20 protein-coding genes are annotated in these 20,635 nt (G+C 45.4%); 13 read left to right on the top strand and 7 right to left on the bottom strand.

Annotated features, from left to right (window positions below; all coding sequences use genetic code 11):
• Positions 1–211 precede the first annotated feature (211 nt).
• Both Q4Q52_RS01255 and Q4Q52_RS01250 read left to right on the top strand, forming a co-directional pair.
• Complete coding sequence (locus tag Q4Q52_RS01255; RefSeq protein ID WP_311889359.1) at positions 212–1,126, top strand: DUF368 domain-containing protein; 915 nt, start codon at positions 212–214, stop codon at positions 1,124–1,126.
• A gap of 203 nt (positions 1,127–1,329) precedes the next feature.
• Positions 1,330–2,919 carry a hypothetical protein gene (locus tag Q4Q52_RS01250; protein ID WP_311989642.1) on the top strand — a complete coding sequence of 530 codons (1,590 nt, stop codon included), beginning with the start codon at positions 1,330–1,332 and terminating at the stop codon, positions 2,917–2,919.
• Positions 2,920–2,970: 51 nt separating this feature from the next.
• Here the strand turns inward: Q4Q52_RS01250 and Q4Q52_RS01245 are convergent, their stop codons facing one another.
• The 3 genes from Q4Q52_RS01245 to Q4Q52_RS01235 are packed head-to-tail and all read right to left on the bottom strand — an operon-like array spanning position 2,971 to position 5,363.
• The gene (locus Q4Q52_RS01245; protein WP_106649898.1) at positions 2,971–3,630 is read right to left on the bottom strand and encodes a transcriptional regulator; all 660 of its coding nucleotides are present in this window, start codon (positions 3,628–3,630) and stop codon (positions 2,971–2,973) included.
• A gap of 50 nt (positions 3,631–3,680) precedes the next feature.
• Entirely contained in the window at positions 3,681–4,955 is a 1,275-nt protein-coding gene (locus Q4Q52_RS01240; RefSeq protein ID WP_300476990.1) for a serine dehydratase subunit alpha family protein, read from the bottom strand.
• 24 nt (positions 4,956–4,979) lie between these two features.
• Positions 4,980–5,363, bottom strand: coding sequence for a RidA family protein (locus Q4Q52_RS01235; protein WP_300476987.1), 384 nt, complete (start codon positions 5,361–5,363; stop codon positions 4,980–4,982).
• A gap of 256 nt (positions 5,364–5,619) precedes the next feature.
• Here Q4Q52_RS01235 and Q4Q52_RS01230 point away from each other — a divergent pair, with 256 nt between their 5' ends.
• The gene (locus Q4Q52_RS01230) at positions 5,620–6,891 is read left to right on the top strand and encodes an amino acid permease (RefSeq protein ID WP_106649901.1); all 1,272 of its coding nucleotides are present in this window, start codon (positions 5,620–5,622) and stop codon (positions 6,889–6,891) included.
• 163 nt (positions 6,892–7,054) lie between these two features.
• Here the strand turns inward: Q4Q52_RS01230 and Q4Q52_RS01225 are convergent, their stop codons facing one another.
• From Q4Q52_RS01225 to Q4Q52_RS01215, 3 genes are read right to left on the bottom strand one after another with little or no spacing between them, the layout of a single operon-like run.
• Positions 7,055–8,674, bottom strand: a complete 1,620-nt coding sequence (locus Q4Q52_RS01225) for a methyl-accepting chemotaxis protein (RefSeq protein ID WP_012197411.1) — start codon at positions 8,672–8,674, stop codon at positions 7,055–7,057.
• A 44-nt stretch (positions 8,675–8,718) separates the two neighbouring features.
• Positions 8,719–9,129 (bottom strand): phosphate ABC transporter substrate-binding protein, encoded by a 411-nt coding sequence (locus Q4Q52_RS01220; RefSeq protein ID WP_006085733.1) that lies wholly within the window; start codon positions 9,127–9,129, stop codon positions 8,719–8,721.
• Positions 9,130–9,138: 9 nt separating this feature from the next.
• Positions 9,139–10,215, bottom strand: coding sequence for a hypothetical protein (locus Q4Q52_RS01215; protein WP_006085732.1), 1,077 nt, complete (start codon positions 10,213–10,215; stop codon positions 9,139–9,141).
• Between the two features lie 744 nt (positions 10,216–10,959).
• Between Q4Q52_RS01215 and Q4Q52_RS01210 the strand changes: the two genes are divergently transcribed.
• Genes Q4Q52_RS01210 through Q4Q52_RS01200 form a run of 3 tightly spaced genes read left to right on the top strand, consistent with a single transcriptional unit; the run spans position 10,960 to position 12,717 of the window.
• Entirely contained in the window at positions 10,960–12,102 is a 1,143-nt protein-coding gene (locus tag Q4Q52_RS01210; RefSeq protein ID WP_311989641.1) for a transglutaminase domain-containing protein, read from the top strand.
• A gap of 16 nt (positions 12,103–12,118) precedes the next feature.
• The gene (locus tag Q4Q52_RS01205) at positions 12,119–12,436 is read left to right on the top strand and encodes a hypothetical protein (RefSeq protein WP_126493515.1); all 318 of its coding nucleotides are present in this window, start codon (positions 12,119–12,121) and stop codon (positions 12,434–12,436) included.
• Positions 12,433–12,717 carry a heavy-metal-associated domain-containing protein gene (locus Q4Q52_RS01200; RefSeq protein WP_006085729.1) on the top strand — a complete coding sequence of 95 codons (285 nt, stop codon included), beginning with the start codon at positions 12,433–12,435 and terminating at the stop codon, positions 12,715–12,717. Before Q4Q52_RS01205 ends, Q4Q52_RS01200 begins: the two co-directional genes overlap by 4 nt.
• Before the next feature lie 241 nt (positions 12,718–12,958).
• On the opposite strand, the gene Q4Q52_RS01195 is transcribed toward Q4Q52_RS01200, so the two are convergent.
• Entirely contained in the window at positions 12,959–13,465 is a 507-nt protein-coding gene (locus tag Q4Q52_RS01195) for a hypothetical protein (RefSeq protein WP_259585115.1), read from the bottom strand.
• 301 nt (positions 13,466–13,766) lie between these two features.
• On the opposite strand from Q4Q52_RS01195, the gene Q4Q52_RS01190 reads away from it, so the two are divergent.
• From Q4Q52_RS01190 to Q4Q52_RS01160, 7 genes are read left to right on the top strand one after another with little or no spacing between them, the layout of a single operon-like run.
• Positions 13,767–14,720, top strand: coding sequence for a DUF523 and DUF1722 domain-containing protein (locus Q4Q52_RS01190; RefSeq protein WP_311989640.1), 954 nt, complete (start codon positions 13,767–13,769; stop codon positions 14,718–14,720).
• Positions 14,721–14,779: 59 nt separating this feature from the next.
• Positions 14,780–15,808, top strand: coding sequence for a MerR family transcriptional regulator (locus tag Q4Q52_RS01185; protein WP_311989639.1), 1,029 nt, complete (start codon positions 14,780–14,782; stop codon positions 15,806–15,808).
• A complete protein-coding gene (phrB, locus tag Q4Q52_RS01180; protein WP_311989638.1) occupies positions 15,795–17,297 on the top strand; it encodes a deoxyribodipyrimidine photo-lyase in 1,503 nt (500 codons plus the stop codon). Before Q4Q52_RS01185 ends, phrB begins: the two co-directional genes overlap by 14 nt.
• A 23-nt stretch (positions 17,298–17,320) precedes the next feature.
• Positions 17,321–17,767 carry a nuclear transport factor 2 family protein gene (locus Q4Q52_RS01175; protein ID WP_226058991.1) on the top strand — a complete coding sequence of 149 codons (447 nt, stop codon included), beginning with the start codon at positions 17,321–17,323 and terminating at the stop codon, positions 17,765–17,767.
• Positions 17,767–18,567, top strand: a complete 801-nt coding sequence (locus tag Q4Q52_RS01170; protein ID WP_311989637.1) for an SDR family NAD(P)-dependent oxidoreductase — start codon at positions 17,767–17,769, stop codon at positions 18,565–18,567. Before Q4Q52_RS01175 ends, Q4Q52_RS01170 begins: the two co-directional genes overlap by 1 nt.
• Positions 18,564–19,814, top strand: a complete 1,251-nt coding sequence (locus tag Q4Q52_RS01165; RefSeq protein WP_011847385.1) for an NAD(P)/FAD-dependent oxidoreductase — start codon at positions 18,564–18,566, stop codon at positions 19,812–19,814. Before Q4Q52_RS01170 ends, Q4Q52_RS01165 begins: the two co-directional genes overlap by 4 nt.
• Positions 19,811–20,635, top strand: coding sequence for a DUF1365 domain-containing protein (locus Q4Q52_RS01160; RefSeq protein WP_311989636.1), 825 nt, complete (start codon positions 19,811–19,813; stop codon positions 20,633–20,635). Before Q4Q52_RS01165 ends, Q4Q52_RS01160 begins: the two co-directional genes overlap by 4 nt.

Raw genomic sequence — 20,635 nt, 5'->3', positions numbered from 1 at the left:
AATGATGCAAAGGGGGATTGTTATCTTGAGCCTGTTCCAAGTTGGGTTTGGACCGCTCTGGTCGGATGAGTGTAACATTAGGATAACAACAAATACCAGTCGGCATAATTAAGCAAACTTCATTTCGCGGTTTTTAGTGTAACACCGTATAATTGCGGCCAATTTGTCGTTTAACGGCAATGGCATATTGATTTAACTACAAGGACTCACAGTGAAATATTTGCTGACGTATTTTAAGGGAATGGCCATGGGCGCTGCCGATGTGGTGCCAGGCGTTTCAGGCGGCACCATAGCGTTTATTACCGGTATTCTCGATACCTTGCTCGACAGTGTAAAACGTATCAATCCTTCCCTTTGGGGCGTAATCAAGTCGCAGGGCATAAAAGGGGCATTTGCCCATATTAATGGTGGCTTTTTAGTGAGTCTGCTGGCGGGGATCCTAACCAGTATTTTTACCTTTGCTAAGTTAATCTCTTGGTTACTGGTGACGCACCCGATCCCGATTTGGTCGTTCTTTTTTGGGCTTATTATTATCTCTGTCGTGCATATGCTTAAGCAAGTGAATGGTTTCACTGTGGCACGTTTAGGTTTATTTGCCTTAGGTGTGCTGGCAGCATGGGCGATAACTGTGTTAAATCCGGTCGCGGTAGAAGCCAGTTATATGAATATCTTCTTCGGCGGCGCGATTGCGATTTGTGCTATGGTGTTACCGGGGATTTCAGGCAGTTTTATCTTATTATTGTTAGGCTTATATCCCGTGGTTTTAGCTGCGGCTAAAAATATTCAGCTGGATATTTTGGCCTGTTTCGCCGTTGGCGCTGTGATGGGATTACTGACGTTCAGCCATTTATTGTCGGCATTGTTGCGTAAGCACCACGATGCCACTATCGTGTTTCTAACCGGATTAATGTTAGGCACCTTAGGTAAAATTTGGCCATGGAAAGAAACTTTAACTTGGCGGACCAACTCCCATGGTGAGCAAGTGCCGTTATTGGAACAGAATATTTCGCCGCTTAATTTTGAACAAGTGACCGGCCAACCTTCGCAACTCGCCTTTGCGATTGTGTGTATGCTGGCGGCGATTGCACTGGTATGGGGGTTAGAGAAAGTGGGCAAAAGAGATTAATCCTTTATTTAATACCCTTGATATAACGTTTCCCCTATCAAAGCAGCGAGCCTTCGCTGCTTTGTTGTTTTCGCCCCAAAGGCAACAGATATTTAATTTTCATGGTTTTTTTGTACAATACTTAGCCTTTGCAGAGGTGTGGCTTTGGTTGAAGGCACCTGTATAAATTCAGTATGAGTTTGTCGTTACGATAAGGATGTTTTGTGAATAAGAATACCGTTTCATGGGCGGGCGCCGCGCTCGCTTTCTTCGCGTTAACCCATGTGATTACCAATAGTATCAATAAGCAAGATGTCGGGCTCTCCCCAGAGCAACGCACGCAGATGGAAAACACCTTGCAGCAGTATGGGCCCAAGGGCAAGGCATCTCAGTATGGCCAATATGCTCCAGCCGATAATACCAATCTCACAACTGACAACTCCCTCAAGAATGTCCGGCATATCTACAGTAATAAAGGTGCTTTTGCGGCACTTCGGCAGGATGGCAGCGTGGTGACATGGGGCGATCGTCAGTGCGGCGGCGACCATAGCGCCGTGGCGGCTGAATTAGTCAATGTAAAAAGCATTTTTGCTTCGACAAATGGGTGTGGTTTTGCGGCATTAACCCAAGACCATCGACTGGTGATTTGGGATATGGGGGATGCACCAGCATTACTTAAAGATAAATTCACGCAAGTGGCAGATTTTGTAATGCGTGATGATCTGTTTGCCGCCATAAAACGAGATGGCAGCGTCATCAGTTGGTCTATCGTGGATGGGTCTTTGGATGAATTAAATCACGGAATTTATTCAGCGCCAGCGTTGAAGAATGTGCAGAGTGTGAGTATCAATGATGCAGCATTTGCTGCGTTACTACAGGATGGCACTGTGGTGACCTGGGGTTCGGCCTATCACGGTGGTAATAGTCAACACCTTGCCGCAAAACTTAAGAATATTAAAGCTGTTTATGCGGCGCCAAGTGCCTTTACTGCCGTGACTCAAAACGGGGAGCTAATGTCTTGGGGGAGCGTCAATGATGGTCAAGAAAGCCAAAGACAACTGGCTAGACTCATTGAGTTTACGGCAGTTACCAAAGTTGTTCATTCAGAATTTGGTTTTACTGCATTAATGGCCGATGGAAGAGTCTATGCGTGGGGTGAAGGTTTTTTGCCAGAGAGTCGTGTACTTTTTCCGTTAGCCTTAGCGAACTCACCTGCTAATAGCCAAGAAAAAGTCATTGATATTGTAGCTAATGATGGCGCTTATGCTGTGTTAAAAGCGAATGGCGATGTTGTAGTTTGGGGTCATAAACGCCATGGCGGTAATGCTTCGGCCGTGCAAAACAAGTTGCAACATGTACGCGCACTATATGCGATAGATACGGGGTTTGTTGCGCTGCGAGAGGATGGCACATCAATAGGTTGGCAAGGAGCAGAGGATTTAAGTGGTGAACCTATGATGCAAGAGATTACAGATGTAGTTCAAGTGGTTACGTTAAATCAGAGTTATGCTGCGTTGAAAGCGGATGGCACTGTAGTAGAGGATAGCGCGGGACCTAAGCTTGGTGTCTCTGAGGTTATCGAGCTTATCCCAAGTGTTATGGGATTTACCGCTAAGCGACGTGATGGGAGCCTTTCTGTTTGGCAATTTGGCGGGCTGAGTTGGCATGCTAAAAAACAAGATATTGATCTAACCGATGTCATTGAGGTGCGTGGCAACATATCAAACATGATAGCGCTCACTTCTGATGGTAAAGTTTTGACGTGGGATCTGTTAGGGAGTGGCGGTGAAGCTGATGCTGATATGTCATATTAAAACGAGGCTGGAATATTTCATTTCAGCCCGTTGATTCAATCATGCACGCAATTAAGCTTGATTGGCTTTGATTTCTCGCAGATAGCGATAAATCGAATGCACTGAAATCCCCAAGCGAGTTGCTGCTACTTGGGCGCTGTCCTTGAGTTCGAAAATCCCTAACTCATGCAATTGATTAACGATTTCGCGGTTCTTCTGTGAAGGGGAAATCCCAGAGTTTGAGCGCACTTCATGGTTGATACTGTCAATCGTGCTATGCAGCGCTTCATCGATATTGCGGGCAAACACCTCGGGCGAGCTGGTCAGTTCGCTGCCAAGGAGTTGCTCTGGCATCATAGTGCGCAGCACAGATTGCAGTGGTGCATCCATGTCGCTGTTAATGCACAGCAAACCTATGGGCTGATTTTTACTGTTACGGATCACAGTCGTGATCGATCTTAGCGTCTTACCATTGGCGCATTTCGTTAGGTAAGAGTTAGAAATATCCTGACCTGTCTTGAGTTTAAGCAAGGCAAGGTTGGTTATCGGCGCACCGACTTCACGGCCTGTAACATGGCCATTGGCAATTTTGACCACAGACGGATGTTTCGCATCTAGGCTGTGCAATACCACTTCTGTGTGTTGGCCATACATGGCAGCGATGCCATCGACGATATTTTCGACCGATTTCAGAATATCCAGATCACTTTGCGTTAAATCTTGCAGTTTCACAATTTCAACCTTTAGTTATTAACCCGCTATTATTCAGCGGGTTAAAATCATTATGCCGACATAATATCGATAATAGTGACATCTGTGGATGACATGCCATTGAGGATCATTTTGCCAATGTTTTTAATGGTTTTTTCAACATCGGTAGCAATAATACCTTGGCCGGAGACATTGTGACTACTGAGCGCCATCAAAAATGAGCGTACGGCCGCACTGGAGGACGTGCTGACCTTCATGGCGCAGGAGGCTTTCGCGCCATCACACACCATGCCCGAGCTGTCGCTGATCACGTTTTGAATCGCGAAACAGGATTGTTCGAACGAACCTCCCGCCAAATACACCATAGCCATAGAAGCGGCTGCGCTGGTGACTGTATTACCACAAAATGCCGACAGGGGTGGGTAATGGGACTTGATATAAATCGCCCCTAGATGGCTCATTATCAAGGCGCGGGCGAGCTGTTCTTCCGAAACCTTATAGCATTGCGCCGTTAATACCACGGGAATAGTCGCGGCTATGCCTTGGTTGCCACTGCCAAGATTACTCATGGCGGGCAAGTTCGCACCGCCCATGCGCGCATCGGAGGCGGCAGCCGTTAACATCACGATTTTATTGAGTAAATCTTCACCAATAATGCCAGCGGCTATGCCACTTTTCATGGTGCGACCGACTTCGAGTCCATAGGGATTCGCCATGCCTTCATCGGATAATTTGCCGTTTAGCTCAGAGGCTTCGAGGATGAATTTGATCTCTTCGAAGGGGACTTCTTGGGCGAAGCGATAAATGGATTCGATAGTGATGTCCACGCCTTCACAGATAGACCCCGTGGCTTTAGCTTGCGTGCTATCGACACTGAAGACGGATTCGCCGTTGAGGCGCTTTTCGGCGATCAGTGTATGGCCGCCGCAGATTTTCACTAGGGCTTCGCGGTCGCCTTTTTTCGCGATGACACAGCAATAGATAAACTCTGCCGTTTCAGTGCGCTCAACTGTGACTTTACCCGCATCAATCAATGCCTGTGCTTTGGCGACTTGCTCCGGCGTGATTACGGCTAATACTTCTAAGCCCGCATCAGGATTGCCAGCAATGGCGCCTGCAGCAGCAGCAATTGCCAGACCGATTTTGCCTGTGCCAGGTACAAATACGCCCATAGAGTTTTTATAAAGATTGTCAGACACTTGTACCGCAATTGAATCGGGTTCAACACCCAGTAAGGCGCGGGCGACGGCGGCGGCGTAAGCAGCGGCGATGGGCTCAGTGCAGCCTAATGCGGGCTTAACGACTTGTTTGATGATGCGAATATACTGCTGCCATTGGGGTTTCATCAGCTTACAACCTTATGTTAATGCTTAAATGTTAACGTGTGCTATGGCTTCAACTTCCACTTTAACGCCCAGTGGAAGATCCTTCACCGCAAAACAGCTACGTGCAGGGCAGTCGGTTTTAAAATAGGTTTTATACACTTCGTTAAAGGCGGCAAAGTCACTGATCTCAGCAAGATAACAAGTGGTTTTGAGAACCGTGTCTAAGCTGCCACCGCCCGCTTCAAGCACGTATTTGAGATTATCTAGCGATTGAATCGATTGTGCGGTGATCCCACCGTCAACCACGCCGCCTTTCTTTTTACAAACGGGCAGTTGGCCAGAGGTGAAGATGAGATTGCCATAGCTCGTACCGTGTGAATAAGGGCCAATGGCCGCGGGAGCACGTTCTGCATGAATAATAGTTTTCATTGTCTCTCCAACTTGCAAATAAAATTGAATGCCTAGGTCGGCGCATGTGCAACATTATTTGTATTTTTATGTTTTATTGCAATTATTTTTTAATGAATTTCATTTGTCACTGCGGTTTGTGCGCTATTTATCTCGTTTTCAGTCAAGTTGTGAGCTTTAACTCTTTGTTCAACAAAAGTTGAGTATATTGATTGCTGAGTTTGTTTTGTTCAAATATATTTGCATAAAATAATAGCAACAAGGTAAAGGTGAAATAATGGATGCAACAATTACTGCTGCACAGTGGAAAGCAGATACCCGCTTCGATAGTACGGATTGGGGCTGGATTATCATGAGTATTGGAATGGCGATTGGCGCGGGGATCGTGTTTTTGCCTGTGCAGGTCGGTTTAATGGGGTTATGGGTGTTTTTACTGTCTGGCATTATTGGCTATCCTGCCATGTATATGTTTCAACGGTTGTTTATCAATACCTTAGCCGAATCGCCTGAGTGTAAGGATTACCCGAGTGTGATTTCGGGTTACTTAGGTAAAAACTGGGGCATGCTGTTGGGCGGCTTGTACTTCATCATGCTGGTCATTTGGGTGTTCGTTTATTCAACGGCCATTACAAACGACAGTGCTTCATTTTTGCAAAGTTTTGGGGTCACCAAAGCGTTATTGTCAGAAAATCCTTTTTATGGTTTAGCCTTAATCTGCGGCTTAGTTGCCTTAGCCTCCCGCGGTGAAAATCTACTGTTTAAGATCTCCACTTTTATGGTGCTGACTAAGCTGGGTGTTGTGGCTGTGTTAGGGTTATTGATGGTGGATAAGTGGGATATCAATAATATTGGCGCTATCCCTGCAACGGGTGATTGGTTAAAAGATGCGGTCGTTATGCTGCCTTTTACGCTGACATCGATTCTGTTTATTCAAAGCTTAAGCCCTATGGTGATTTCATACCGTTCACGGGAAAAATCTTTAGCCGTGGCGCGCTTTAAAGCGATGCGCGCGATGAATATTGCCTTTGGTGTCTTGTTTGTCGTGGTGTTCTTTTATGCCGTATCATTCACGCTCGCTATGGGTCACGAACAAGCGGTGCGCGCATCGGAAGAAAATATCTCGGCCTTGGCCATGGTCGCCCAAGGTATGCAGGGGCAAACGCTGAAATTACTGAGTCTGACACTGAACATTTTTGCCGTCATGACGGCTTACTTTGGCGTGTATCTTGGTTTCAGAGAAGCTTGCCAAGGGCTAACCATGAATATGCTGCGTCGGTTTATGCCTGAAGATCGCATCAACAAAAAGCTTGTCGGTTACGGCATCATGATTTTCACGATTCTACTGTCGTGGGGCGCGATTGTATTGAATGCGCCAGTGCTAAGTTTTACGTCAATTTGCAGTCCAATCTTTGGTTTAGTGGGTTGTTTAATTCCCGCTTATTTAGTGTATCAAGTCCCCGCACTGCATAAGTACAAGGGCATGTCGCTGTATATCATTATCATCACGGGTTTATTACTGTGTGTATCACCTTTCTTGGCGTTTAGTTAGCAGGGTTAAAATGGGGGAAGTTAAGCTTTGATGCATAAAAACCGGTATTGAGTTACTCAATACCGGTTTTTTGCGGGGAAAACGACCTTAGACAATTATATCAAGCCATCATTTCAAGCAATCATGACAAGCCATGATCCCAAGTAATCATCATAAGTCGTCCTCAAAGTTTGAATTGTGAGGTGGCGTTTTTCAGTTCATCGGCAAAATCAACTAGCCCTTCGGAGACATTGCGAACCTGCGACAGAATTTGCAATGTCTGTTCGAATGAAGCGTTCATATTGACGACATTATCGACCACTTGGGAAGCGACTGAGGCTTGCTCTTCCGTTGCCGAGGCAATGTGGGTGTTCATGCTATTGATACTGACAATCTGCTGCTGAATCGATTTTAATGCACTGCCTGTGTTTTGGGCATTGTTTTCATTTTCTGAAGATTTCGACATGGCCACATTCATGGTATTGACCGAAGAAATGGCCGCCGTTTTAAGGTTTTGCAGTACATGACGAATTTCTGTGGTTGCATCTGCGGTTTTAGAGGCGAGGGCACGGACTTCATCCGCTACCACGGCAAAGCCCCGTCCTTGCTCACCCGCGCGGGCAGCTTCGATGGCAGCGTTCAGTGCCAACAGGTTAGTTTGCTCAGCAATCGAGGTAATCACATTTAAGATAGAGGTGACATTTTCAGTGTCTCTGGCAAGTTCATTAATCGAGTTAGAAGCGGCCTGAATCCCCGTATTTAATTCCTGTGAAATATCAATAGTCCGCTGGACGACAGTCATACCTTGCATGGCTTCTTTTTCGGCTATCTGGGCAGCACTGGCGGCTTGGCGCGCATTTTGTGAAATTTCGATGACAGAGTGGCGCATATCTTCCATTGAGACTTGCACAGCACTGGCATCATGGCTTTGTTTCTGAGTTGCATGCGTTGCATCTTCCATACGTTGTTTGAGTAAGTGCGAGCTTGCAAGCAAGGGATCGGTAACATTCACCACCCTGCGAATCGAATCACCGAGTAACCCAAGGAATCGATTGAAGTTACTCGACACTTGGCCGAGTTCATCACTACCAGACACGTTAAGTTTATGGCTAAGATCACCCTTACCATCGGCGAGTTCACTCAATGACTGGGCAACATTACGGGCAGAAGAGCTAATGGCGCGTGCAATGGCGATAGTGACAATAAACATCACGATCAGCAAAGCGATACCGATGGAGAGGGTAAGCCATAAACTTTGCTCCGATCTGTCGCCTGCTTCTTTTATTGATTGTTTAAATTCGAGTACTTTTTCTTGTTTGTAGTTTTGTATTTCATTGAGCACTGCTTCATAGGCTTGGGATTTTTCTTGGCTGATTTGGCCAATATTTGCCATATCAATCGTACCTGCCAGCATGCCTTTAGCCAGCTTAATTGTCATGTCGTTATAACGGGTTAATTTAGCCGATAGATTGTTGAGTTGATTGGCTTGTGAGGGATCGACGTTGTCTAACTGTTGGAGGTTTTTGCGTAAAGATTCGTACATAGTACCTGCATTGGTTAACAGGTCTTCGTCGGCAAAAGAAACGGATTGAGTATAAAGCTCATCGAGTCGTTGGATAAAAAACACGTTTTGATTGGCGAGTTCAACCCTTTGGTAAACTTGCTGCTCCATATAGTTAAGAGTGGTGCGATTTTTATTTATGGAGATAACACTAATGCTTAAGTTTAAAGCGAAAATTATGACTGCTAAAATAAATATCGCGATAACTTTTTTAAAAATAGAAATGTTATTAAAGAAATTCATCCCTTGCCCCCAAGTTGTGCCGAGCTAAAGCCCGGCACTCCAATCTAAAACTCGGCAATAACTTTTACCGAATCATTGGCCTCACTACTATCAATATAGCCAATAATATTAGGGTTAGATGCAACTAATTTTATCATCTCCGCCCCACTACTGACCTCCTTGGGTGGCGTTCCTTTGCCTGTAAACACTTTCTGTGACCAATATGACTTAAGTTGGCTGGATGACTTGCCCAATACTTTAGTGTCAAATGTCTCCCTTAAGGGCATAGCGCTGTCAAGATTGACCGGTACTGCTTGGGCTCCTCCGGGGAAGGTCTTTGTTTTTCCTAAAAAAATATTCTCAATTGATTTTTGATCTATTGCATCCGCATTACTGGGATTTACTATGACAACTACGCCAGCAAATAATGGCATTGAGAGTAAACTGAGTAGGATTGAGCAAACTAATTTTTTCATATCTCTCTCCTAAAATACTAAATCAATACCAAGACTGATGGATTTCGAATCCCCTGCGATTTTCAAGCCTGGGCCGCCATCATCTTTAACATCATCATATTGAATTTTAAAGGCTGCCGAGGGGTGGAAATCCCAACGTATTCCTACTGAACTCGTATGGTGCACTTCGAGATTTTTACCTTCATTGAAGTCCGAATAGGAAATGTATGGCATCACTGAATCGATACGGTAGCCGAAAGTGAGTAAGTAAGTATCTAGATTACTCCCATCGAGATCTAAGCGGTTCAGCTCAGATAAAAAAAGGAAGTTCTCATAATCTACGTTAACTGATAGTCCATAAAACTTGCCTGAACGTTGGGTGCTGCCATTCCATTCCTGCTGAATTCCACCAATATAACGTTCATTAGTGTATTGCATATGTGTAAGGCGAATATCTAACCAATCTTTATTGAATTGGACAACAATACCGCCTATGTCCTTCCACACTTCTCGGGTATTTTCGAGGAAGAAAAAGTCAGATAACAGTTTATTGGGTTCACTATCTTCGCTACCGTAATAAACTTGCCCTGACATGGTCCAGTCGCCAATTAAATAATTATATAGCGCGCTGACACCTGTGTAGTTAAATATTTGCCATGTGTAGTTATCTGCGGGTGGACGTATCCAAGGATAGGCATATCCAACATCAAAGAAATCACTGTAATAGTAGAGAGGTAAGCGTTTTTTACCGCCTTGTACAGTCCAATGATCATTGATCTCGTAGGATAAATAAGCCCATTCAAAACTTGCCGAAAAATCATCGGCACCGCGTGAAACGACCTGTGCAGTGGCAGTTAAACCTTCGAGTAAATCAGCAGAAAATTGGATACCAAATAAGGTATCCGGTTTAAAGCTAATATCTTCATCGTAGGCACCAACGAGTGGATAGTCTGCGAGAAAGGTGGGACCTAAATCAAACTCAGCAACGCCAGAACCTTCGAGAACTTGACCCGCGACAACTGAGGCAAAACCTGAAATGTTCACTTCTGCATACGCGGTGGTGCTGAGCAAGAGTGAGCAAAGACCTAATGAAAACTTATGTTTCATAAAAAAGCCCTTTAAAGTGAAGTATATTCGTTTTTAAGCCTAGAACAGGTGTGAACATACGCAAACTTTTATGGAACATTTTTGCAACACGGTGGTCTAAGTCCCATTTCGGACGATGGGCTTGAAATTTATGTTGTGATTATGGAGTTGAAAGCGCTAGATGTGCCCATTCTAGAGGCAACAAGTTTAGAGGCCGCAATTTTAGTACACACTTAAATTGCAGATTTAAGCGTATAATTTTTAGCTATTAAATTCGAATTTTAGCTAGAAAATTCGAATTCAGTTTCATTTTTTGTAAATAATAGTTCGGCCAAGAGAATAACTCATTTTATTAAATGAGAACTCTGCACGTTTGCACTATAAATAACTAGGAATTATCTCCCTCATAAATATTAACTTCGACTAATGTTGATATTTTTGCGGTGTGATTATAAATGAAATACGAGTGATACTTGTTTTAGTCGGCTTAAATTTGTTCAGTTTATATAATCCTCTTAATTTTTCATCGTCTTAGTCTTCTAAAATTGCTCTTCTAAGAAAAGTCGACATTTATCCCATTTTCACGAGTATGTAGCGCTGCGGCATATTTTACTGCGTCTTTTTCTCCGATTTACGGTCTTTGTACTGTATGGTGAGCAGCCTCAATTGGGTTTGATTGCTGCATAGGGCCATAGAACCTATAATCTTGCTCTGTGATGTTGAGTTCTCTTCTTTCTAACATGATCCAATAAAAGGAATGTCATAATGCAAAGACGCAATTTTTTAAAAAGTGCGGCTATTTTGTCGACTGCGGGTTTTATCACGCCGGTACTGGCATCTTCCTCTAAATCGAGTGTCGTTGAACATAGCTCAAGCGATGGACGTCGCCGTTTTATCTTAACCAACACTTACCATCTTGTTGCTCCTGAAGGCTCTGTGGGCGTGGTTAAGTTGTGGATCCCTTTGCCTGAAGACACGCAATTCCAACGGGTCAGTAAGCTGAGTTTCACCGGCAGTTTTAAAGATGCCTATATCAGCTCAAACAACAGCTATGGCGCTAAAACGCTGTTTGCGACTTGGCCAGATGCTAAAGACAGCATGACAATGACCGTTGAGTTAGACATTGAAACCTTAGATTGGGAACCGCTTAAAAGCGGCGCTTTGACTCACTATCGCACACCAACACAGATCCACTATCCTGCAGATGTAGAACGTTATTTACTGCCGACTAAACATATGCCAATTAACGGTATTGTGAAGCAAACGGCGGATAAAATTGTGGGTAGCGAAACTGAACCACTGAAACAAGCGCGACTGATATACCTTTGGGTTAGCGCCAATATGTTCCGCGACAATAGTGTGATTGGCTGTGGTACAGGTGATGTGGCCAGCATTTTAGAAAGTGGCAAGTTAGGCGGTAAGTGTACCGACATTAACTCGGTATTTGTGGCGTTAATGCGCGCTGTGGGTATCCCTGCCCGTGAAATGTTTGGTATTCGCTTAGGTCAGGCGATCAAGATGGGTCATTACTCTAAAAAGGCCTTTGGGAGCGCCGATGACAAAGGGGCTGCCGATGTCAGTGGCGGTCAACATTGCCGCGCTATGTTCTATTTAGCGGGTTATGGTTGGTTGCCCGCCGATCCTGCCGATGTGACTAAAATGCGCTTAACAGAGAAAAAAGAACACAGCGATCCTGCGGTTCAGGCGGTGAATGATTACCTCTTTGGTAACTGGGAAATGAACTGGGTTGGCTTTAACTATGGTCGCGACTTTGATTTATTCCCTGAAGCCGAGCAGACACCACTGAATAACTTTGGCTATCCGTATGCGGAAGTCGATGGCGATCCTGTGAATTATTATGAACCAAAAGTGTTTGCCTATGACTACCAGTCAACCGAACAACGCTAAGGGACTCTTAGCGACGATGGCCGCCGCAGTGATTGCTGCGGTTGCTTCAAGCCTATGCTGTATTGCCCCGCTTATTTATCTGGTGTTCGGGGTGTCGGCCGCGAGCCTGTCGGGGATTGAGCAACTGAGCTGGCTGCAAGTGCCCATGTTGATACTGTCGACTGGGCTTATCCTGATAGGATTTTGGCGGCTCTATTTTGCTAAAAAACCACTGTGTACTGCGACGTTGAGTCGTACTCAGATGGTGTGGCTGTACTGGTTAACTGTGCCTGTCGTGCTGGCATTTCAGTTATATCCTTTTGTATTACCTTGGTTATTAGAGGTGTTCGAATGAAGTTAGTGTTATTTCTCGCCTTGAGCTTGTGTTCAGCGTCGAGCTGGGCGGCAAACGTGCTGGTTACCTTAGATGTTAAGGGCATGACTTGTCCGCTGTGTGTCACTGTCGTGAATAAAGCCCTGCGTAAAACCGATGGGGTGATTAAGGCCAAGGCTTCGTTGAAAACTGAGCAAGCAATAGTGACTGTGCCAGAGGATTTTAATCTCGATAATTTGCTCAAGGCCGTTGATGAAACGGGTTACAAGGGCAGTATTAACAAGATAGAGAAACAAGCTTAAGCGTCTTAGAACAGTTGCTGGTAACGCATTTTAGCAGCTCGTTTTAGCCACTTTCTCTTAGCCAGTTTTTAGCAAAAGAGTGAGCCAAAAAATATTAAAGATCAGCCTAGGTTCAAATGCTTAGGCTGATCTTTAACGAATAAACTAATCTTCACGTCATCAGTTTATCTTCCACACCTACACTGCGCTCAATACTCAGTACACCTCAATCCGCTTCACGTCTTGGTATACCATTGCTTTATTAGCTGTAATACACCTCGGGATCGACTCTGCGCTGCCTCTGTTCATTTTTCTCTGAAGACTCCTTTATCAGATCCATTTTTTGCGCTTGCAGTAACTCTAGTTGCTTGGCTTTTTCTTCATCAGACAGGCTTTCATCGTTGGCAATTTTTTCCATTTCAGCTTCTAGCTGCTTCAGTTTTTCCCTATCGATACCTGTACGCTTATCGAGGATCGTCTGCATGGCTGCAGCCAATTTTTCGGTGCTTTTATCTGACTCAGGGGGGCCAGCAATGGCTTGCACATTACCCGTATAGCCTTGTTTGGCGTTAGGTGCGAGATGGCTATAGGTATCGGCTGTCGCTACAGGCGCAGAAGAGGAGAGGGTTACAGTATCTTGGCTTGCTGCGGGACTCGATGCCGCCATCGAAGTGGGATCATTGGCTTGGCTACTCTGGTTCGATTTGAGTTGCGTGAGTGCCAAATTAGCATAGGGATTGGTATAGCTGTTGGGGTTGATTGTGCTCATGTCCGATTCCTTTTGGTATGGCCAAGTGGTTGCGATTGAGTCCCTTGGTCACCTTTGGCTTTAATGCTGTGCGGTTAAATGGTGCTACTGGGCGTTCAACTCAATCTAATGATGCTCGGTATTTTATTAAGCAAGTTAGAGGCCAACTCAGACTTATGTGGGGTTTATGTATGGTTCATTCGTGATTGATTTATCAGAAGTCACGCTTGAACAAGGCTTTTAAAAAATATTTATACAAAAACTTGATCCTTGTACAGCTATGGTCCGTAATTAAAGACATAGTGATACAAGGAGTCGACTTATGTACAAGTTTAACCCGCAGCGAATTCAGATTGGGATCAGTGCTTGCTTATTAGGGGAGAAGGTTCGTTTTGATGGCGGACATAAAAATTCTACCTATTGTAATCAAGAGATTAAGCAATTTTTCGATTATGTGCCTATCTGTCCTGAAATGGCGATTGGCCTAGGTGCACCCCGTAAAAGTATCCGTCTAGTCCGTGATGGTGAAATCATCTTAGTGCAGAGCGGTGACGGTAGCTTAGATGTGACCGATAAGCTCAATGAATACAGCGAAAACAAGGTTGAAGAGCTCGAGTTCCTCGGCGGATACTTGCTTTGCGCTAAGTCGCCAACCTGCGGCATGGAGCGGGTGACAGAGTACAAAATTGGCACTAACAATGGCTCTAAGTCGGGGATTGGTGTGTTCGCCCGCAAGTTGATGGAACGATATCCACTATTGCCCGTGGAAGAAGAAGGCCGCTTGCATGACATGGTGCTGCGGGAGAACTTTTTCACCCGCGTTTATGCCTATCACGATTGGCATCTGATGAAGCATGAAGGGCTGACTAAGCATAAGTTAGTGAAGTTTCATTCCCGCTATAAATATCTGTTAATGGCGCATAGCCCTACATGGTATCGCGAGCTTGGGCCGATAGTGGCCAATATTGAGGATCTTGAACAAAGCGCAACCCGCTACTTTGAAGGCTTTATGACGGCCCTCAAAATTAATGCGACCCGTAAAAATCATACCAGTACGCTGCAGCATATTCAGGGCTACTTTAAAAAGCATTTGAGCAAAGAGCAAAAGACAGAACTGTCTGAAGCGATTATGAAATATCGCGAAGGTTTATTGCCTCTGTTAGTGCCTATCACGCTTATCAACCATTATCTGCGGGAATTCCCAACGCCTTACATAGAAGAGCAAGTGTATTTGAATCCCCATCCAGAGGCGTTGAAGCTGCGCTATGCTTATTAGTATTTTTTTGCCGTACTGAGTAGTTTTTAGCTTTGAATTTAGTGAGTTATTACTGATATATGAAACAAGATACCCAGTCCATAACCAACGATGAGCCCAATGATGGCGTGTTACTCCCCATTGGTGAAGTGTCGGCCTTAACCGGCGTGAATGCCGTGACCTTAAGGGCATGGCAGCGCCGTTTTGGTTTAGTGATCCCTGCGCGCACGCCCAAGGGACACAGATTATATACGAGTAAAAATATCCAAGAAATCCACGAGATTAATACATGGTTAGCTAAAGGTGTTGCGATCAGCAAGGTTAAACCTTTGCTGATGAGTGCCGCCAAATTATCAAGTGAAATGATTGAATCCCAAGTTGTCGATCTGTGGGGCGAGCAAATTATTGCGCTGAATGCAGCATTGTTCGACTTCAATCAGCATAAATTGCAGCAGATATTAGACGATGCATTTGGCTTATATCCGTTTCAATTACTGAAAGAAAAGTTACTGCAACCTTGGCTTAATCAACTCGAAGACTTAGTGGATGAGCGGCTCGATGCCGAGTTAATTCTCGCTTGGTTAAAAAGCGAATTACTCAGCCGAGTAGGCGGGCGTTATGCCTTTACCGGACAGGCCGTTGCGGCGCGAATGGCTGTGGTGCAGTTATCCCGCGGCGCGGCCACGCCGCCTAATTCTGCCCGTACTAAAAGTCTGTTTTCTTTGCTGCTATCGCTCGAGTTAGCGTCGCTTCGAGTATCGGTTATCGACCTTGGTGAGCAGACTATTGGCTGTTTACCGCTACTGCAGGGCAGGCTTAACGTCGATGCGCTTTTGCTGATCCCTGATCCAAATCATTCGGGGTCTGAGCAGACTGAAATGCTCACTGTATTGGCACAAATGAGTTTCCCATGTCGATTTGTTGGTCCCTTTGCGCCGACGTTGATTTCCTTATCGGCTTTCTGGGCGCCTTCGATGACTGACTTTATTGGACAAATGCCGTCTCGCTCTGTGGGGAAGGTCAACAGAAGTCACAAAGGCAAAGGGAAAAGTATTGGCGTGAGTCAAAGCGAGCAGGGCAATAGTGGAGAAAACAATGACATCAGTTAACGATTCAATGCCAGTAGATTCAATGCGAATAGAAGTGCAGGGCAATAATGCACTGATGTGGTTTCGCCAAGATTTACGCCTTGCCGATAATCAGGCGCTAAGTGCAGCCTGTGATTGGGCGCGGGAGAATGGCGTGGCACTTAAGGCTATTTATATCGCTACGCCAACTCAGTGGCAACGCCATGATGTGGCGCCCATTCAGTTAGATTTTATCGAACGTCACATCAATTTGCTTGCCCAAGGGCTGGCGAGTTTGGGGATTATATTCGAATTAATTCAGTTAGATACCTTTGCCGATGTGCCAGCGTTTATCAGTGATTACTGCCAGCAGCAAGGTATTAGCCGCGTGTTTGCCGGCAGTGAGCCTGAGATTAACGAGCAACAGCGTGACCAAGCCTGTATTCAGGTGGGTATTCCTCTGGTGCTAACCGAAGAGCATTGTTTGCTTAAGCCGGGCACAGTGCTGAACTTGTCAGGCGACATGTATAAGGTTTTCACTCCTTTTAGCCGTAAGTGGCGAGAAATTGCCGCTCGCCATGCCATTTTGCCGCTTCCAGTTCCAGCGCCGCTTGGACCTGTGTTGACCGAGCCAAAGCCGCATTTGTTTAACAATGTCACTAAAGTATCGAGTGAACTTTGGGCTGCGGGAGAAGGGCAGGCAAAGCGTTTGCTCTCGGCATTTATTCAGCAGAAAGTGCAGGATTATAAGCAAGATAGGGATTTCCCTGCCATCGATGGCACCAGTTCAATTTCACCTTATCTGGCCATTGGCGTCATTAGCCCAAGACAATGCGTTTCCGCGTTGCTGCATGACTTCCCCGAGGTGATTGTCGACGATACTAGTCCAGCCCGTACTTGGTTAAATGAGTTGATCTGGCGTGAATTCTATCGTCATTTGCTGGTGGCGTTTCCTGACTTATCTAAGAATCATAATTTCAATCGACAAGCCGACCATGTGCAGTGGCGCAATAATCCGCAGGAGTTTGCCGCTTGGTGTGAAGGTCGTACTGGCTATCCGATTGTCGATGCGGCAATGCGCCAGCTCAATCAAACGGGTTGGATGCATAACCGTTTGCGTATGGTGGTCGCGAGTTTCCTGACGAAACATCTACTGATTGATTGGCGTTGGGGCGAGCGTTATTTCCGTCAAAAGCTCATCGATGGTGACTTGGCCGCGAATAATGGCGGATGGCAGTGGTCCGCAGGATGTGGCTGCGATGCCCAGCCTTATTTCCGCATTTTTAATCCTATGAGCCAGAGTGAAAAGTTTGATCCAGATGGCAGCTTTATCCGTAAGTACTTACCAGAGCTCGCATCTTGGGGAATTAAGCAATTACATCAACCCAGTACAGCGCAGACACCGTCCTTGTTTGAACAGCCGTTATTTAACACTAAAACGGCTTATCCGAGTGCGATTGTCGAGCATAGTGCAGCAAGAGCAAGGGCGTTAACCGTACTAGGCGTATTGAAAAAGGCCGCGGCCCAATAAATAGGATCAGGAGCAATAACCAGATGACAAACCAAGCGACGACTGAGACTAATACGCTTGTTGATGATTTTATTCAGCTTTATCAAGCCTTGAATAAAGATAACTTGCACCTGTTGGGACAAGTTTACGACGACAGTATTAGCTTTACCGATCCTATGCATCAAATCAAAGGGCTAGAGTCGTTAACTCAGTACTTCGCGAAGTTATATAAGAATGTTAAGCATATTCAGTTTGAGATCAAAGAAGTACAGCAGGATGCGAATCAAGCCGCGCTGTTTTGGCAGATGGAATATAGCCACCCTAAGTTGAATAAAGGCGGACTTATCCGTGTTGATGGCATGAGCCAACTTAAATTCAACGACAAGATTTATTTTCACAGGGATTACTTCGACTTAGGGCAAATGTTGTACGAGCATTTGCCTTGCATGGGCGGGCTTATCCGCTTGCTTAAAGACAGGGCGGCTAAGTAATGGACGTTGTTAAGCCATTGAAAATTAATACCGTGCTTATTACAGGTGCAAGTTCAGGCATTGGGCTGCAACTGGCGCAGGATTATTTAGCCTTAGGTTGGCACGTCATTGCCTGTGGCCGCTCCCAAGAAAGATTAGATGCGTTAGCCTTGAATGAACTCGTCGGTGCCACACTGTTAATTTTTGATATATCCCAGCGCGACCAAGTTCAACAAGCTGGCCAAGATTTAGCCGAGCTGTTGGCGAAAGCCGATTGTCAGCTTGATTTGGTGGTTTTGAACGCGGGTAGTTGTGAGTACATAGACGATGCTAAGGCCTTCGATGATGTGTTATTCGAGCGCGTCGTCCATACCAATTTAATTGCGATGGGATATTGTCTCAGCGCATTTTTACCTTTAATGCCAAGGGGTTCACGTATTGGCTTAATGAGTTCCAGCGCTATTTATTTACCTTTCCCTCGCGCTGAAGCCTACGGCGCCTCTAAAGCTGGCGTGCAGTATCTCGCCTCGAGTCTCTCGCTTGATCTTGCTAAGAATGACATAGGTGTGAGCTTGATTTGCCCTGGTTTTGTGGCGACGCCACTGACCGCAAAAAATGATTTTTCTATGCCAATGCAAGTGAGTGTACAAACCGCTTCTAAGGCGATACGTAATGGGCTGAAAGGTGGCAAGCGCGAGATCCATTTTCCGCGACGCTTTACTTATCTATTGAAATTGATGTCGTTTTTACCTGCCTTTGTGTGGCAAAAAATGATTGCAAACGATACTCAAGCCAAGCCGCTTAAGGACAAGAGTTTATGAAAAATATCGCCATCGTCGGCACCGGCATTTCTGGATTAACCTGCGGCCATCTATTAAGCGAGTCGCACAAGGTCACAGTGTTTGAGGCCAATGACTATATCGGCGGCCACACGGCGACAGTCGATGTGGAGCACCAAGGCCAAACCTACGCTATAGACACAGGTTTTATCGTGTTTAATGACAGAACCTATCCACGATTTGAGCGTTTATTGGCTCGCCTTAACGTGACCATATTACCGACTGAGATGAGTTTCAGCGTCCATAATGCGCTGACAGGGCTTGAATATAACGGCCACAATTTAGGGAGTTTGTTTGCCCAAAAGCGTAACCTGCTGAATCCGCGCTTTTGGGCCTTTTTAAAAGAAATTCTGCGTTTTAATAAAGGGTGTAAGGCACTCTATCAACAGGATATTTACCCTGAAGGCAACTTAGGTGATTATTTAGACAGTGAAAATTTTTCGCGCTTTTTTGCCGAGCATTATATTTTACCCATGGGCGCGGCAATTTGGTCTTCGAGCATAGAAGATATGCGTGCGTTTTCGTTGAAGTTTTTTATTCGTTTCTTCCAGCACCACGGTTTATTAAATGTCAGTGATAGGCCTCAGTGGTATGTGCTAAAGGGCGGTTCACGTAGTTATATTCCTGATCTTATTGCGCCCTTTAAAGACAATATTCGCCTTAACTCCCCCGTGACAGGTATTGAACGTCATGGCAATGGGGTGAAGCTAGAGGTTAACGGTGAATGGTTGGAGTTTGATGAGGTGATTTTAGCCTGTCATAGCGACCAAGCACTGCGGATGTTAAACGATCCCACGCCAACAGAACGCGCCATTTTAGGCGATCTCAGCTACCAGAATAACGATGTGGTGCTGCACATGGATACGCGTATCCTGCCTAAGCGAAAAGCGGCCTGGGCGAGTTGGAACTATAGGTTAGATGGCAATCTAAAACGCCCAGCGTCAGTAACTTACAACATGAACATACTGCAACAGTTACCAGCCAATGCGCCGACGTTTTGTGTCACTTTGAATCAGTCAGAGTTGATTGATGAGGCGAAAGTGATACGCCGCTTCAATTATGCCCACCCAGTGTTTAACGAAGCCAGCCTTAAGGCGCAGGGCCGCCGTGAGGAAATCTCCGGGCAAAATCATACCCATTTTGCTGGAGCTTATTGGCACAATGGTTTCCATGAAGATGGTGTTCGCAGTGCACTGGATGTGTGCGCCCATTTTGGTGTCAGCCTATGACCGATGTAAATGTGACAAGCTTAAATATGACAGAGCTCAATAGCGGCATTTATTACGGCACTGTATCTCACAGCCGTTTTACGCCGATTAAACATAACTTTAGTTATGCAATGGCGCTGCTGGCGATTGACTTAGATGAAGTCGATAAGATCAGTGCAATGGGGCGAATTTTTGCCAGTCAGCGCCGCGCTTTACTGAGATTTAATCCGAGAGACTATTTAACTTCTTTTACGACTAAATCCAATAATAGCGGTGAAGTGGCTGTTGCCGATCCGAGCGCCGCGGCACTTAAGAGTCGAGTGCTGGCGCAAGTGGCCGAGTTAGGTGCTGATAAGCTTTGCGACCGAGTTCTGTTTGTGGGTCAGATCCGTCATTTTGGCGTGTATTTCAGCCCAGTAAATTTCTACTTTTGTTATCAAGATAAAACGCCTTTATACATGTTGGCCGAGGTGAGTAACACGCCTTGGGATCAACGCCATTGCTATTTAGTGGATGTAGCCGCGCCCAAACCTTCTGACAAAGTGTTTCACGTTTCACCCTTTATGACCCTCGATATGCGTTATCTCTGGCATGTGGCTGCGCCGAGTGAAGACTTAAATATTGGTATTGAAAACAAGTCGATGCAAGAGAATGGTAAAAAACTGTTTAATGCCAATCTAATGATGAAACGCCAACCAATCACGGCGGCCAATTTACGGACGCTTTTATTTCGCTTTCCTTTTATGACTCTCAAGATTTTCTTCGGGATTTATTGGCAAGCGCTGAAACTCTTTTTCAAACGTGTGCCTTTTGTGCCGCATCCAGCTCAGATGGAGAAATAA

It is taken from the genome of Shewanella sp. SP1S2-4, from assembly GCF_031932075.1.
Classification (GTDB): domain Bacteria; phylum Pseudomonadota; class Gammaproteobacteria; order Enterobacterales; family Shewanellaceae; genus Shewanella; species Shewanella baltica.
This window is presented reverse-complemented; position numbering and strand designations above follow the sequence as displayed.

Bases quoted from the DNA above. Each gene is read 5' to 3' on its own strand.
- Q4Q52_RS01200 (WP_006085729.1), top strand. From the start codon at position 12,433: ATGAAGTTAGTGTTATTTCTCGCCTTGAGCTTGTGTTCAGCGTCGAGC.
- Q4Q52_RS01230 (WP_106649901.1), top strand. From the start codon at position 5,620: ATGGATGCAACAATTACTGCTGCACAGTGGAAAGCAGATACCCGCTTC.
- Q4Q52_RS01190 (WP_311989640.1), top strand. From the start codon at position 13,767: ATGTACAAGTTTAACCCGCAGCGAATTCAGATTGGGATCAGTGCTTGC.
- Q4Q52_RS01175 (WP_226058991.1), top strand. From the start codon at position 17,321: ATGACAAACCAAGCGACGACTGAGACTAATACGCTTGTTGATGATTTT.
- Q4Q52_RS01225 (WP_012197411.1), bottom strand. From the start codon at position 8,674: ATGAATTTCTTTAATAACATTTCTATTTTTAAAAAAGTTATCGCGATA.
- Q4Q52_RS01170 (WP_311989637.1), top strand. From the start codon at position 17,767: ATGGACGTTGTTAAGCCATTGAAAATTAATACCGTGCTTATTACAGGT.
- Q4Q52_RS01195 (WP_259585115.1), bottom strand. From the start codon at position 13,465: ATGAGCACAATCAACCCCAACAGCTATACCAATCCCTATGCTAATTTG.
- Q4Q52_RS01210 (WP_311989641.1), top strand. From the start codon at position 10,960: ATGCAAAGACGCAATTTTTTAAAAAGTGCGGCTATTTTGTCGACTGCG.
- Q4Q52_RS01160 (WP_311989636.1), top strand. From the start codon at position 19,811: ATGACCGATGTAAATGTGACAAGCTTAAATATGACAGAGCTCAATAGC.
- Q4Q52_RS01215 (WP_006085732.1), bottom strand. From the start codon at position 10,215: ATGAAACATAAGTTTTCATTAGGTCTTTGCTCACTCTTGCTCAGCACC.
- phrB (WP_311989638.1), top strand. From the start codon at position 15,795: ATGACATCAGTTAACGATTCAATGCCAGTAGATTCAATGCGAATAGAA.
- Q4Q52_RS01165 (WP_011847385.1), top strand. From the start codon at position 18,564: ATGAAAAATATCGCCATCGTCGGCACCGGCATTTCTGGATTAACCTGC.
- Q4Q52_RS01220 (WP_006085733.1), bottom strand. From the start codon at position 9,129: ATGAAAAAATTAGTTTGCTCAATCCTACTCAGTTTACTCTCAATGCCA.
- Q4Q52_RS01205 (WP_126493515.1), top strand. From the start codon at position 12,119: ATGGCCGCCGCAGTGATTGCTGCGGTTGCTTCAAGCCTATGCTGTATT.
- Q4Q52_RS01235 (WP_300476987.1), bottom strand. From the start codon at position 5,363: ATGAAAACTATTATTCATGCAGAACGTGCTCCCGCGGCCATTGGCCCT.
- Q4Q52_RS01240 (WP_300476990.1), bottom strand. From the start codon at position 4,955: ATGAAACCCCAATGGCAGCAGTATATTCGCATCATCAAACAAGTCGTT.
- Q4Q52_RS01185 (WP_311989639.1), top strand. From the start codon at position 14,780: ATGAAACAAGATACCCAGTCCATAACCAACGATGAGCCCAATGATGGC.